This is a genomic window from Enterococcus sp. AAFC-DPL-5182 (genome assembly GCF_058216605.1).
In genome coordinates this window covers 1,810,211-1,824,446 of record NZ_CM177101.1, presented here as the reverse complement: position 1 = coordinate 1,824,446, position 14,236 = coordinate 1,810,211, and the positions used below count along the sequence as shown (strand labels likewise).

General features: G+C 34.3%; 12 protein-coding genes. 3 read left to right on the top strand and 9 right to left on the bottom strand.

The features are described from left to right. Position 1 precedes the first annotated feature (1 nt). Positions 2-1,351, bottom strand: coding sequence for a glucose-6-phosphate isomerase (locus AC4BB7_RS08410; RefSeq protein ID WP_490485049.1), 1,350 nt, complete (start codon positions 1,349-1,351; stop codon positions 2-4). Positions 1,352-1,580: 229 nt separating this feature from the next. After that, positions 1,581-2,927, bottom strand: coding sequence for an NADP-specific glutamate dehydrogenase (gene gdhA / locus AC4BB7_RS08405; protein ID WP_086312964.1), 1,347 nt, complete (start codon positions 2,925-2,927; stop codon positions 1,581-1,583). 138 nt (positions 2,928-3,065) lie between these two features. Between gdhA and AC4BB7_RS08400 the strand changes: the two genes are divergently transcribed. Together AC4BB7_RS08400 and AC4BB7_RS08395 are read left to right on the top strand one after the other, a co-directional pair. Then, positions 3,066-4,355, top strand: a complete 1,290-nt coding sequence (locus tag AC4BB7_RS08400; protein WP_490485048.1) for a BaiN/RdsA family NAD(P)/FAD-dependent oxidoreductase — start codon at positions 3,066-3,068, stop codon at positions 4,353-4,355. Positions 4,356-4,538: 183 nt separating this feature from the next. Continuing rightward, positions 4,539-4,967 carry a hypothetical protein gene (locus AC4BB7_RS08395; RefSeq protein ID WP_490485047.1) on the top strand — a complete coding sequence of 143 codons (429 nt, stop codon included), beginning with the start codon at positions 4,539-4,541 and terminating at the stop codon, positions 4,965-4,967. A gap of 80 nt (positions 4,968-5,047) precedes the next feature. On the opposite strand, the gene AC4BB7_RS08390 is transcribed toward AC4BB7_RS08395, so the two are convergent. From AC4BB7_RS08390 to AC4BB7_RS08360, 7 genes are all read right to left on the bottom strand, one after another. Beyond that, on the bottom strand, positions 5,048-5,743 hold the full coding sequence (locus AC4BB7_RS08390) for a winged helix-turn-helix domain-containing protein (protein WP_490485046.1): 696 nt from the start codon (positions 5,741-5,743) through the stop codon (positions 5,048-5,050). 55 nt (positions 5,744-5,798) lie between these two features. Continuing rightward, the gene (locus AC4BB7_RS08385) at positions 5,799-6,911 is read right to left on the bottom strand and encodes a WxLIP family cell surface protein (protein WP_490485045.1); all 1,113 of its coding nucleotides are present in this window, start codon (positions 6,909-6,911) and stop codon (positions 5,799-5,801) included. Positions 6,912-7,033: 122 nt separating this feature from the next. After that, entirely contained in the window at positions 7,034-7,840 is an 807-nt protein-coding gene (locus tag AC4BB7_RS08380; protein ID WP_490485044.1) for a WxL domain-containing protein, read from the bottom strand. Between the two features lie 41 nt (positions 7,841-7,881). After that, positions 7,882-8,694, bottom strand: coding sequence for a WxL domain-containing protein (locus tag AC4BB7_RS08375; RefSeq protein WP_490485043.1), 813 nt, complete (start codon positions 8,692-8,694; stop codon positions 7,882-7,884). 19 nt (positions 8,695-8,713) lie between these two features. Next, a complete protein-coding gene (locus AC4BB7_RS08370) occupies positions 8,714-9,448 on the bottom strand; it encodes a WxL domain-containing protein (RefSeq protein ID WP_490485042.1) in 735 nt (244 codons plus the stop codon). Between the two features lie 15 nt (positions 9,449-9,463). Then, on the bottom strand, positions 9,464-11,830 hold the full coding sequence (locus AC4BB7_RS08365) for an Ig-like domain-containing protein (protein WP_490485041.1): 2,367 nt from the start codon (positions 11,828-11,830) through the stop codon (positions 9,464-9,466). Between the two features lie 139 nt (positions 11,831-11,969). Beyond that, the gene (locus AC4BB7_RS08360; protein ID WP_490485040.1) at positions 11,970-12,389 is read right to left on the bottom strand and encodes an EF2685/EF0750 family sortase-dependent surface protein; all 420 of its coding nucleotides are present in this window, start codon (positions 12,387-12,389) and stop codon (positions 11,970-11,972) included. 352 nt (positions 12,390-12,741) lie between these two features. Here AC4BB7_RS08360 and AC4BB7_RS08355 point away from each other — a divergent pair, with 352 nt between their 5' ends. Then, complete coding sequence (locus tag AC4BB7_RS08355) at positions 12,742-14,214, top strand: helix-turn-helix domain-containing protein (protein ID WP_339098946.1); 1,473 nt, start codon at positions 12,742-12,744, stop codon at positions 14,212-14,214. The last annotated feature ends 22 nt before the right edge of the window (positions 14,215-14,236 follow it).

Sequence of the window (14,236 nt, the reverse complement as noted above, 5' to 3'; positions counted from 1 at the left end):
ATTACAGACGAGCATTCAATTCTTTTGCTAACTCCTCAAATCCTGGTTTACCAAGTAATGCAAACATATTTTTCTTGTATGCCTCCACACCCTCTTGGTCGAATGGATTCACACCATTCAAGTAACCTGAAATACCAACTGCAATTTCAAAGAAGTACATCACATAACCTAATGAATAAGCATCCATTGCAGGAATTTTAACGATCATATTTGGTACGCCACCATCAGTATGAGCAAGCAAGGTACCTTCAAAGGCTTTAGTGTTTACAAAATCAATTTCTTTCCCTTGTAAATACCCTAATCCATCTAAATCTTCTGCAAGCTCTGGAATTGAAACAACATGACGTGGTGTTTCAACTTTAACAACTGTTTCAAATAAGTTACGCATACCATCTTGAACATATTGCCCCATTGAATGCAAATCAGTAGAGAAATCTGCTGCTGCAGGGAATATCCCTTTTTGATCTTTTCCTTCTGATTCACCAAAAAGTTGTTTCCACCACTCAGAGAAGTAATGCATTCCTGGTTCATAGTTGATCAACATTTCAGTTGTTTTGCCTTTACGATATAAGATATTTCTCAACGCAGCGTATTGATACGCTTGGTTTTTACTTAAATCAGTTGTTGCTGCATATTCTTTACGTGCATCATTTGCACCTGTCATCAGCGCATCAATATCCCCACCGCTAACTGCGATTGGTAATAGACCAACTGGAGTCAATACAGTGAAACGTCCGCCAACATCATCAGGAATTACAAATGTTTCCCAACCTTCCGCATCTGCTTCAACTTTAACAGCACCTTTAGCACGATCAGTTGTTGCATAGATACGCTTGTTTGCTTCTTCTTTGCCATATTTTTTAATCAATAATTCTTTAAATACTCTAAATGCAATAGCCGGCTCAGTCGTTGTGCCCGATTTAGAAATCACATTTACAGAGAAGTCACGGTCACCAATAACATTGATCAAATCAGCTAAGTAAGTCGAGCTGATACTATTTCCAGCGAAGAAAACTTGAGGTGCTTTTCTTTCAGATGCTGGTAATAAATTATTAAATGAGTGGTGTAAAAATTCAATTGCTGCTCTCGCACCTAAGTATGAACCACCAATACCAATCACAACTAAAACTTCCGAATCAGATTGGATTTTTTCAGCCGCTTTTTTAATGCGGGCGAATTCATCTTTATCATAATTTTCTGGCAGATCGATCCAACCAGTAAAATCACTTCCAGCTCCTGTTCCTTCTCTTAACGCTTTGTCTACTGCAGTCACTTGAGTCTGCATGTATTCCAATTCATGATCAGCAACAAATGGTGTCAAATTGGAATAATCAAATTGAATGTGTGACATTCCTTCTCCTCCTTGAAATTAAACTTAATACAGTATCTACTTTACGTTCTTTTGCTCCTTTTTTCAAGCAAATTATGACTGAGTGTACCAATTTTATTTTAATTCATGTAAAAAGGTTATTTTATAACACAAAATTAGAATAGCTTCAACAAAAATAAAGAATGATCGTGCACCATACACCACGATCATTCTAACTAAACTCATCTCACTAAACGGATTGGTCAGGTGATTAAACTAGTCCTTGACTAAGCATCGCTTGAGCTACTTTTTCAAATCCAGCGACATTTGCTCCTAAGACAAAATTGTTTGTAGCATCATATTTATTAGCAGTATCACGGCATGTTTCGTAAATATTTTTCATAATATCATCCAGCATACCATCTACTTTTTCAAATGACCAAGATAAGCGTTCTGAGTTTTGGCTCATTTCTAAGGCAGAGACTGCTACACCACCGGCATTTGCGGCTTTACCTGGGCAATACAACACACCTGCTCTCTCAAGCACCTCAACAGCATCTAACGTACAAGGCATATTGGCACCTTCAGCCACAACTTTTCCGCCGTTTTTCACTAAAATTTCAGCTTGTTTCTCATTGATTTCGTTTTGAGTAGCACATGGCAAAGCGATATCGTAACTGATTTCAAAGTCCCAAACTGATTGACCCTCGTAATAAGTCGCATCTGAATGAGTATCTATATATTTAGAAATACGTTCACGATTTTTTTCTTTTAGTTCTTTTACTAATTCAACATCGATTCCTTTTGGATCGTAAACAAATCCGCTTGAATCAGAACAAGTTAGAACAGTTGCCCCTAATTCTTTGGCTTTTTCCATTGCGTAGATCGATACATTTCCACTTCCAGAAACCACAACTTTTTTTCCTTCAAAAGAATCGTTTAAGTCTTTCAATAGATGCTTAACAAAATAAACACATCCGTAACCAGTAGCTTCTGTTCTTGCTTGGCTTCCCCAATATCCTAGTGGTTTGCCTGTCAGAACGCCTGCATCATAATTTCTCAAACGTTTATACATACCGAATAAGTATCCGATCTCTCTGGCACCAACACCGATATCTCCTGCCGGTACGTCAGTACTTGGTCCAATATGCTTTTGCAGCTCTGTCATGAAGCTTTGACAAAAACGCATGACTTCAGCATCTGATTTTCCTTTAGGGTCAAAATCGCTTCCCCCTTTACCGCCGCCAATTGGCAAACCAGTTAAGCTGTTTTTAAAAATTTGTTCAAAGGCTAAAAATTTCATCACACTTAAATTCACGCTAGGGTGAAAACGTAAGCCACCTTTATAAGGCCCAATCGCAGAATTATACTGGACACGATACCCACGGTTGACTTGCCAATTTCCTTGATCATCTTGCCAAGGAACTCTAAACTGTAAAATTCTCTCAGGTTCAATCAAGACTCCTAAAATATTGGCTTCAATGAATGCTGGATTTTCTTTTAAAAATACTTCAACCGTTGGTAAAAATTCATCGACAGCTTGCAAGTATTCCACTTGCCCTCGATCATTTTCATGAATCTTCTTTTGAATCTCTTCCACGTACTGTTTTGCTTCCATTTAATCACCCTCTCATTGTTATAATCCTATTTTAACCTAAATTCTGAAAATTTCCACAATTTTTTACTATGAATTGCAAAAAAAGTAGAAAAAGTTTTGAAAATTGTGTTAAACTACCATTGAATCGGAGGAGAATTTATGAAATCATTTGATGTTATTGTCGTCGGAGCTGGTACTAGCGGCATGATGGCTGCCATCGCTGCAGCAAAATCTGGCAGCAATACTTTATTAATAGAAAAAAACAAACGCGTAGGTAAAAAACTCTTATTAACTGGCGGTGGACGCTGCAATGTGACCAACAATCGTCCTGCAGATGAAATCATCGCACATATCCCCGGAAATGGAAAATTTTTATACAGTGCTTTTTCACAATTCAACAATTACGATATTATGGAATTTTTCGAATCAAACGGAACCCATTTAAAAGAGGAAGATCACGGACGTATGTTTCCAGTCACAGATCGTTCAAAAACAATTGTTGAAACATTATTTAACCAATTAGAACAACTGGATGTAACGATTTATACAGAAGCAAAAGTCGAGAAAATCTTACGCAAAGAAGATCAAGTAATTGGCGTTTCTTTAGAGCATGAGAAAATTTACGCCCCTTGTGTTATTTTAACAACAGGCGGTCGCACATATCCTTCAACTGGTTCAACAGGTGATGGCTATAAACTAGCCAAAAGATTGGGTCATACTATTAGCCCTTTATACGCAACTGAATCTCCAATAATCTCTGATGACGATCTTATTAAAGAAAAAACACTACAAGGTCTTTCACTTCAGGATGTTTCTCTTTCCGTTTTGAATAGTAAAGGAAAAATAATTGTAGAACATCAGATGGATCTTCTGTTTACACATTTTGGTCTCTCTGGTCCTGCCGCTTTAAGATGTTCAAGTTTTATTAATCAAGAATTAGTTAAAAATCAGCAGAAGCCTGTTACGTTACAACTTGATATTTTCCCGCAAAAATCAGCAGCAGAGCTGAATAATGAAATAAAGAAAAAACTTTTAGAACATTCCGAAAAATCCTTGAAAAATGCTTTGAAAAATCTTGTTCCAGAACGACTACTAGATTTCGTCTTAACCGAAACAAAACTATCTGACTACCAATCAAAACAAGTCTTAGAACAACACATCAATCAACTGACCAATTACTTAAAGACTTTTCGGATAACGGCTACAAAAACACTACCTATCGAAAAGTCTTTTGTCACTGGCGGAGGAATTTCCTTAAAAGAAATCCAACCTAAAACAATGGAAAGTAAGTTGGTCAATGGTTTGTTTTTTGCTGGCGAGTTACTTGATATCAATGGCTATACTGGAGGATATAATGTCACTGCCGCTTTCGTCACTGGCCATGTTGCTGGTACGCATGCTGCTAGCATAGCAGAATATACTTACCTTCCCTCTTTAGAACAAGAATAATTTAATTTAGAACGAATGCAGCTTCTGCATTCGTTCTTTTCAATTCGTTCTTTTCAATTTGTTCAGTCCATTATCCCAAATAAACTACGACTTTAGCAGGATAAAAATTTCAAAATAAATCGGTCTTTTGTTTGATTCTTTATTACTCTGATTATGTGAAAATAGTCTTAGGAGGTGGTTATTATGAAAATTAACTTAAAACGACAAACAACGTGGGGCTGCGTTCGTCATTTCATTGTATATAAAAATGGTGTAAAACAGGGGAAATTATTTAATAATATAACAACTGAAATAGATGCTGAAATTGGAGATACTCTTGAGTTTAGAGAAGGTCTTTTCCGTTTTTCTCAAAAAATCAAAGTAAATTCAGAGACTAAAGAAATCTTGATTTCAAATACCAATCAAATTAAACGTTTATTTTCATTATTTATCATTTTATTTATAGCGATATCTCTACTTAGTCTTTCAATTGCTTCTTTAAAAGTATTTTTATTTACTGAGATTTCTGTCTTTATTCTTTTGAATCATTTATTTCGTTATCGTTCATATAATTTTAATATTGAACCTATGGACTCATTATTACATGATATTTCCGGAATTGAAATCTACTAACCATAAAAAGCCGTACAAATTCGAAATGAATTTATACGACTTTTTTAGTTTAATACACTATCTTGAGTCATTCTTTCGTTCTATACTTCTTTTTCAGAAAAAGAAGTATCTAGAATATAGCCAATTGAACGAATTGTTTTCACTTGCACTGGTGAGTTCTTTAAATCAGCAAATTTCTTTCTTACGTGAGAAACAAGATTACACACTCGATTTTTTTGAACCTCACCTGAATTTTTAGGCCAAACTCCTCTGTATATATCTTCATAAGTTACAGTTTGGTTTTTATTTTTATATAAAATCGTCAAGGCTAAGAATTCTTGTCTAGTTAAATCGACTTCTTGTTTTTTATTGACTAATACACATGACTTCTCAGGTATTATTTCAAATGAAGACTCTTTATCTTTCTTTTTAATCGTTTCTTTTTTGATTCTTTTCAAAATATTTTTTACAATTAAATCTAATTCATCTGCCTCTTCTGTGAAGATGCCATCTGCTCCCAATTTTAAATAAACCATTCGGGAGGTAAAAACCATTTGTTCTTCATCTGCTAATATAAGTATATAAATATCAGAAATTTTCCTTATCTCTAATAACCACTCACAAATATTAGTAAAATTAAGTTCAATACTTTCTTCTATTACAAGCACATCTAATCCGTCTAAATCATCTAAACAAAATTCTTCAATTAGTTTAAGTGAGCATTGTTGATCTGAATCCAAAGTTTTGTAGTAATCATTTTGAGGTGTTCTTAATGAAAAATAACCTATGTTGTACATAATACATTTCCCCTGTATATTAAATTTGTTAATGCTCAATAACTTTTCTTAAAAATCATTTTTTATTTCTATTAGCATTATTACTGTTGCGCTTTTTACCACTTGTTTTTTTTCTTCTTTTAGCTGCCTCAACCTTTAATCTTTTTCTTTTACGTCTTCTTCTCTTACTAATATATTGACTTAATCCAAAAGTTATCAGCATTAACACTATAACTCCAACTACGCCGCCAATAATGTACCATTTTGTATAATCTACCTTTAACTCAACAGCTTTTTCATTCAGTTCTTTGGCTTCTTTTTGACTGATTTCAAAGTCTTTAGACCATTTCCATTTTTCAGATCCACTTGAAACATTCATATGCAAGGTATACTTCCCTGCTTTAAATTCTTGATTTTCCCAACTCATTCCAAAATTAAAATTAGAATTGGGTGCCATACGAACTCCAGGTTTCTTCTGTTCAAATAAGGTTTCTTTACTTCCTTTTTTAGTTACCCGAGCATCGATTTCCATATCTTGAATGATTACAGGCTGCGTATTTTGAATATTCGCTTTCAAAACATTTCTATAATTGACCTGTGAAGGTTGGATTTTACCAAGTTTCAAGTCAGGTTTGACAATATTATCGTTTTGTCTAATCAATACACCTATCGCAAACGCGAAACGATTTTTGATCTGAACTCCTGAGTTTTCTTTATCGTCCTTTTCCTTATCTTCTTTTTCAGTAAAATGAAGTCCACCCAAAATGACACCATCTAATTCTTTGTCTGGCATCGTCACTTTTATTTTCAATATTTTTGAGCTTTTAGCTGGAATTGTTGTTTCTTTTTCTACCTCACTAATAACAGAAAAAGGTGCTTTCAATGTTTCATCTAATTTAGGGTCCGCATTACTATAATCGACAATTCCGTTATCGTTTGTAATTGCTGTGTTAGCATTATTTTCTACAGTAACTTCTTCATCTAAAGGATTATTCATCGAAACTTCTAATTCCTGAACTTGTCCGGGCTTCATTTTTAAATCGAAATACGTTTTTGTTTTATCAATTTGATTATCAGGAATGACCGCAGTTACGGAGAAATTCATTGTTCCGTCTTGTGCTGATGCATTCAATGGCAAAGAGCTTATCATGATGATCAAAAGTAATAGTGATATTATTCGTTTATTCATTAATAATTTCTCCCAACTTACTTATGTTTGATTTTATGTCGTCGTGTTGTTTTTATGTAAAAATCAATCATTGCAACGACAGTAACATTCTGTTGCTGCAATGATTGTTCATATTAAACTTTTTATTTAGTCGATGTTGGAGTTGTTGAAAGTGTCCAAGTTATAGTAGACTTGTATTCTTCTTTAGGGTTTTTCTTAGAATCAGCAGGAACGCTAAGTGTTACATTAGGGTTTCTGTCAGTGTCTGTCAAAGTAGCCGTTGTATCTTTGCTGAATACTGCTGCCCATGATCCCATCCCTTGGTCAGTTTTCGCTACGATAAGTGGTTTAGCATCCGTTGTTAGAGTCACATTTGTATTTAGTGTATCTGGTTTAAAGTCTTTTCCATTAACTGGTTTTACTTGTGTAGAAAATTGTGAGTGACCTAGTGTTAACGTAGCTTTTAAGTCTGCTTCCGTATCTATAACAGTCCCTTTAAATGGAGTAGCAGATACAGTTAAATCCCACCCTTCATTTGTACCTCTATTATCTGTTACTTGAACGTAGTGAGGAACATATTTTGCTTGTAGAGGATCTGTAACTTTACCAGTTTCATCTAATAGACTCACTTTTGGGTATAATGGATGGTAATCTGCCGCATTACCAGACATTGTTACTGTACCAAACTTAAAGTTTGGTGCGAAATCGACTCTCAATGGTCCTTTTGTTCCTGTAGAGCCTTCGCCTGTATCAGGTTTTACACCATTTCCATCTGGATTAGTCGGATCGATGGTATTTCCTCCGTTATCTGCATCTAGTGATTCTGATTCAAATTTTACTGTTGCATCAGTGGTTGGAGCTGCAACTTGATCAGCGAAAGCTGGTGAAGCCGCTCCTAAAATAAATGTGCTAATTAGTAGTGCCGAAGCAATTGTTCTTGTTTTTTTCATAATTAATATCCTCTTTTCTTTTTTATACTCTTCTTTTATGCTTAAGGTACTTCATTCAAATTAACGTTTGATTGATCTGGACCATCAACTAATGTCCAAGTTAATACAGTTTTATACGCTGCATTCTTTAATTTTGCAGTATCCCCAGGAACATATAACGAAATACTTTTCGCTGCTTGCTCATCAGTATCTCCCAATGTATAGTGCCAAGTTCCCATACCTTTACCAGCTGGAGCATTAACCACTGTCACAGCACCTTCACCTGGTGTAAGTGTTTGTTTAATTCCTAATGGAGCGAACTCCGACCCTTTTTGAGAAGACTTCAAGGTTGGATTGTCAAAACTCAACGAAGCACCTACCAGTGTAGAAATACTATTGTCTTTGTCTTTCGCTTCGAATTGTGCGTCTTGTTTAAGTTGCAACTGCCAACCAGCGTTTGATCCACGACTATCGGTAATTTGAACATAGTTAGGAACCTCTTTTGGTTCCGAAATGCCTTTTAAGTTGATTTTTGCTAATTTTGCAAAATAGGTTTCATTATTACCAGAAACCTTAACTAGGCCAAAATTTACTTTTGTAATATAGTCAATCGTTAATGGACCAACCATCCCAGTATCGCCTTCACCCGGTGTTTCCATTTCTTCTCCATCAGGACCAACTGGAGGCGTAGTATCCGTTTCATTTTGCTCAAATGTAATTTCTGCTTCAGATTTTGCTGGATCCTTAATTGTAATTGGCGGTTTTACTTCACTTTCATTTGTCGTTTCAGCAAATGCCGCTGGTGTTCCTAGTAAAAAACTCGCAAACGTTACTATTCCTGTGGTAGTTACTGTTAAACTTTTTTTCAATATCATGTTTTCTTCTCCTTTAATGTTAAATTGGTGTATCAATCAGCTCCCAAGTTAAGGAAGTTGTATAGTTACCTTTTTTCTTTTCGACTGTTCCCGGAACACTTACTTGTATGCTGGTTTTACTTTCCTCTTTATCTTTTCCAAACATAATGATCCAAGTTCCTTTACCGGACGTTTCTGTCGATTTAGATACTTCTGTCGCTTCCCCACCCTCAGGCTCCAACCTTACACTTTCGGTAACAATTGGTTTAGCCCCGTCATTTGGGGAGAACAATCGAATGTTTTTTAGCGTTATTTCAGCACCTTTTAATGAATGTGCGCCATTCCTAAGTTGACCATTTTGTTTGACCGTTAGTCGCCATCCAGATTTTTTCCCTCGATTATCTGTTAGTTGAAGGAAATTAGGTACTTCTTCTTCCGAACCATCTACTAATCTCTTTATTCTTGTTAACTTTGCATAGTAAATATCATTTTTCTGTGATCCGTCATGTTCTCCAAAAACAACATGAGGAGCAAAATCGACACTCAAGGGGCCTGATGTCCCTGGTTGGACAGGAATTGATGAAATGATCTTTATTGATTCACCAGGATGAGACGAATCAAGCAGCGGGGTAACTTCTGTATTTTCAGTATAATAAATCTCCCCTTCGGATTTATTCCCTGTTGTTCCATTTGCAAAAGCTGCACTCGCCCCTAAACAAACTCCGCCTAGCGATAGAGTCAGAAAAATAATAATCATTTTGATATTTTTCTTCATTTCCCTCCCCTTTCATCACGGTCCATTCTCGAGTGTCCACATTATTTGAGCAGTATATTCTTTGTCCGAACGAACACTTCCTGGCAACACATTTAGAATCACTTCTTTTTCTTTATCTTTCGTAAAGTCTACTTGAATAACACCATTGCTTAATTTATTTGGTTCATAAACTGGCGTATCCAGATTATTAAGATTTGTATCTACAATTTCCCCTGAATCGTAAGATCGATAAATCAATCCACTAGCTGAGATAATACCGTCTTTCGTTTTTAGAGGCTGTTCCATTTTTGCCATTAAGCGCCATTTATTCAACTTAAATCGAGTATCGTTTACAGAGATACTTAGCTTATTTTCAGAAGAAATGAACTGTTCTTTTGATCTGATTGTTTGTGTACCAAAAGAGATCTTATCGACTGTCTTATCGAAAGCTAAATTCCCCTCAAGCAGGGTAACGTTAAATACTCTTGTCAATCGATCAATTGTGACTGTGATTGTGTATACTCCTGGTTGTTTTTTTAATAATCCTTGATTGTACGTCAGCTTATCGTTAATCATCTTGCCTGTCACTAAACTCCAAGCTTCAACTTGTCCGTGCTCTAAAACAAATTTTCTTTGTTCTTCAGCAGTTTCGGGCAAATCAATTGCTAAAGCAGAAAAATTATATGCTTTAAGAAGGTAACTACTGTCAACCATTGTTGACTCATCCTTAACAGTTATTGGTACGACTACAACTAAAAAGTTGCCTGCTTTATCTGTTAAGGTAATTTCAGCTGTTTTATATCCCGCTTTAGAAATATCTGGGACCTTCGTCATTTTTATCGTTAAATTATCTGCACCAATACCTGCATTGTCAGAAATGTTTTTAAGCATCTTCTCTGTTGATGGGAGTGAATCTCCCAATGTTAAAGCTTGTTTAACTGCATCTGCTTTAGGCGCTGTTGTATCAGCTACAGTTTGTATATCTGAAGCAATACTAACGTTTCCAGCGGCGTCTGTTGAAGTAGCATAATAAATTTTATATGGTACGATTGGCTTCTTAGCTGCTGGAACAGTAATTGAAAACTGACCATTTATATCTGCTTTTCCAGTCAAAAATATTGCTCCATTTGACTTATCATATATATTTACCGTCGATCCTGCTTCAGCTTTTCCAGAAACTGTGCCGTCTTGGTCATTAATTAAATTTAGCGTTGGTTTTTCTGGAGGTACTACGTCTTTTATGATACGTACTTGAGAAGCTGTTTTCCCTCGAAGCATGCTGAAAACAGTGACTGTTTCATATTCCTTAAAATATTTGTCTTTTGGTAAAGAGTAACTAAAATTCCCTTCACTATCTGCACGAATTTGATATTTTCTTACATCATTAGCAACTTCTGAATTTAAAGTTCCCTCTGGAAAATCCGATACGCCAGAAAATTGAACAAATGAATTCGGATATGTTTTTCCTGTGATCGTATGGCTGCGTTCATTTTTCGGATCATTGACTAAATCATCGGGAATAGTCAATGACATGACTATTTTATCCAGCAACGCTTGAGCTTTTGCCAGTTCTTTTGTTAGTTCAGCATTAATTCCAATATGAACAACAGTATCAATCAATTTCTTTGTTTTATCTATTTCTTCTTGTGTCGTAGACAATTTCAACTCGGTATGAGTGCTATCTGTAAACAAAGCATCAAGACTTGCTCTAGATTCTACAATTCCTTGATTTAAATCAACAATAGATGTATTCCGAAAATACGCCGCAGAATAATAATCTACCAATGGACCTATACTAAAAACAAGAGTCATTTCATTTGTTGTAGCCTGAACAATTTTTGTCACAGTTGTAGGACCAAATCCGCGCTCTATTAATCTACTGTAGTCTGAATAAACAGACACCGGACTATTCACGTCTGAGTTTGATAGCCAATTTAGAGCATATCTCGCACTAGTTCCAGCATAAGCACTTGCAGTCATTTCAGTGGAAAGTTGATAATAATGACCAGGAATTGTACGAATAGTACTTTTTACAAGTCCGTAATTATTCATTTTCCCATTAATATTAAAAGTTACAGTACGGGGAGAAGCTGACGACCTCAGACTTCTGTCACTTATAAGATACTGAGAAGTTGTTCCGTTCCAATTATTATTTTGACTCCAGTTATCGGAGGCATAGCGGGTATATCCTTCCCAACTCACTAATAAGTTATACTTAGAAAGAACTGCTTGGTCTGTTACTAATGGAGGTACTTCTTCAGTTTTAGTTTGGTAATTGATATTTTTCTGGTCCTCTGCTGCTTTTATTACTTTTTTTGCTTCCGACTTTGGATAAAGAACACTTGTAAAGACGACGAGTACAACAAACAGCACTGAGATAAGATACCATTTTTTTTTCTTCATTTTCCTTCCTCCTATTCCATGCAAAATCTTTTAAGTGCATTATAGGATTTAAAATTGAGCAATTTTGCCATTTCTCCTCCCCTTTCATTATGGTCCATTTTCAAGTATTCTCATTTGATAGAACAGATCACTTTTTTCTTCATTTTTTCCTCTTCTTTACGGGTATTCTTATTAAAGCTCCTATAGGCTTTAAAACTGAGTAACAAAAAACAATGATTAACATTAGCGAACCTAATAGTAGGTATAAAACGTTATTCTTCATTCCAGTACTGGGTAAAAATCCTATCTCATCAGGCTTAGCTCTTTTTCCACCCCTTGTTTCTGGCAACTCTTTTTTGCTAGTTGTAGTAGTACTCTCTAAAGTCTCATTTGTGCTACTTTCAGATAAGGCACTTGAACTTGAATCACTTCCAGCCGCTACGTCACTGTTAAAAGTTAAACCGATTTCAGTATTATAGTTTACTGCTTCTACTGTATTAAAAAGTTGAAAGAATGATATCGTTATAAAAATAATACTTAGGAAAATAACATATTTTTTTTTCATAGTACCCCCTTTCATTCTCCGGTTCTCCTTTTTCTCAAAAAATATATTAAATGAACCCTAAAAACATTATTTAAATATAATAAATAAATTCCGGAGATTTTAATTAAAAATTTTTCTCTTTCGTGTTACTTTATTATCATAAAACATAAAAAAATTTTTTGAAAATCCAAAACTGAACACATTTCAGACCTTTTTTAGATAAAATAACAGGACAAACACAACTTAAATTAATTTAAAGCGTTTTTTTCATGCATAAAAATAACATATAAAAAACAAATTATACTCATTTAGATGCACGCTTCATTGACTTTGTTTTTTTTCTACTCTATAATTCCACGGAAAACTACTAATTAAAGGACGTAGATGAATGGAATTTTTTTTAAATGATAAAAATAAGAAAAAATTAGAACTTTTTAAAGAATTAGTTTTTAAAGATGGTGAAAAGGTTTCTTTCTCTTACCTCCAACATTATTTAGATATTTCTTTAAGTACTTTAAAACGATATTTTAATGAGTTAGAATCAGATGTTAAAAGTAATGAAGAGTTAAAAATGATTGTTTTCGAAAAAAATACAGGTAGTTTTCAATTAAATAATTATTCAGATTTTAAAATTGATTATTTAGTTGTTCAGTTAAGACTTCATTATTTGAATGACTCTTTACAGTTTAAAATCATTTCAAGTATTCTTACCAGGAACTACTTAACTGCTGATGAACTAGCAGAAGATTTATTTGTCAGTATCCCTTATCTTTATAAGCAAATAAATGCTTTGAACGAACAACTTAAAAGTTTCCATATAAAAGTAGCTTTTCATTTAAATGGAAATTTATGCGGTGAAGAAAAACACTTGAGGATGTTTTATTTTTACTTCTATTGGAATGCCTATCGTGGTATCATCATCCCTTTTGAATCTGAGCTTAACTGCGTCTTTACTTGCCCGGATCTAATTAAAAAATTAGAAAGACGCTATTCTGCATCAGTCATTAAACGGATAAAATTAATGTTAGGCATTACAATCGTACGACAGTATAAATATCCAATAGATTTACCGCTAGAAATTAAAGATATACTGAAACCATTTGAAGTTGCCACAGAAATTTCGACACTCGTTAAAAGGTACTTCATATCAGAAGAAGAACGATTATTTTTTGATTTGATGCTCAGAAGTTTTATCTCGGATATCGACTCTTCAAAAGAAAAAATCAAACTGTTTGATAGCTTCCCTAGATCCTCCTCTTTAGTTTTCTCTAGTGAATTGCTCGTTAATGAATATGAAAAAAGTTTCTATCCTTCTAATCCAATGACTTCCACAGAAAAAGCCAGCATTTTCTATTATGTGCTTATCGGTCTTGTTTATTCTACCTTTTTTGAAATTAATCCGATGTACTTTTTCAGACAAGTAATGATTAATGAACAAGACAACACAGAATTTCTAAAAAAATATTTAAAAAAACATCCAAAAAATTATCGGTTTTATAAAAATTTCAGAAAAAATCATCCTGAATTTACAATCGATCCTTCATTTAATTTTGGAATATGTATGTTATTAACTATTTTGACTGATATGTTTTTAGTCCCTAGTATCACGATTTATATTCAGTATAGTAGTAATAATTTTGGTTCTATCTTTATTAAAAATAAGCTTTTAACACTTTTTAATTCCGAATCAATCAATTTTACGAACAAATTAATTGAAGCCGACATCGCGATTATTGATAATTTTGAAGTACATGAAGAAAAAGAAAATCAAACCTTCTTCTTCGTAAATAGTTTTCTTGATGAGCGAATGTGGCTTGAACTTGTCATGCTTATTCAAAAAAGTCTAATGAATCATGAATAAAAAGAACAAGACCAAACGAATT

Coding starts and splice junctions, on each gene's coding strand:
- AC4BB7_RS08410 (WP_490485049.1), bottom strand. CDS start 1,351: ATGTCACACATTCAATTTGATTATTCCAATTTGACACCATTTGTTGCT.
- gdhA (WP_086312964.1), bottom strand. CDS start 2,927: ATGGAAGCAAAACAGTACGTGGAAGAGATTCAAAAGAAGATTCATGAA.
- AC4BB7_RS08400 (WP_490485048.1), top strand. CDS start 3,066: ATGAAATCATTTGATGTTATTGTCGTCGGAGCTGGTACTAGCGGCATG.
- AC4BB7_RS08395 (WP_490485047.1), top strand. CDS start 4,539: ATGAAAATTAACTTAAAACGACAAACAACGTGGGGCTGCGTTCGTCAT.
- AC4BB7_RS08390 (WP_490485046.1), bottom strand. CDS start 5,743: ATGTACAACATAGGTTATTTTTCATTAAGAACACCTCAAAATGATTAC.
- AC4BB7_RS08385 (WP_490485045.1), bottom strand. CDS start 6,911: ATGAATAAACGAATAATATCACTATTACTTTTGATCATCATGATAAGC.
- AC4BB7_RS08380 (WP_490485044.1), bottom strand. CDS start 7,840: ATGAAAAAAACAAGAACAATTGCTTCGGCACTACTAATTAGCACATTT.
- AC4BB7_RS08375 (WP_490485043.1), bottom strand. CDS start 8,694: ATGATATTGAAAAAAAGTTTAACAGTAACTACCACAGGAATAGTAACG.
- AC4BB7_RS08370 (WP_490485042.1), bottom strand. CDS start 9,448: ATGAAGAAAAATATCAAAATGATTATTATTTTTCTGACTCTATCGCTA.
- AC4BB7_RS08365 (WP_490485041.1), bottom strand. CDS start 11,830: ATGAAGAAAAAAAAATGGTATCTTATCTCAGTGCTGTTTGTTGTACTC.
- AC4BB7_RS08360 (WP_490485040.1), bottom strand. CDS start 12,389: ATGAAAGGGGGTACTATGAAAAAAAAATATGTTATTTTCCTAAGTATT.
- AC4BB7_RS08355 (WP_339098946.1), top strand. CDS start 12,742: ATGGAATTTTTTTTAAATGATAAAAATAAGAAAAAATTAGAACTTTTT.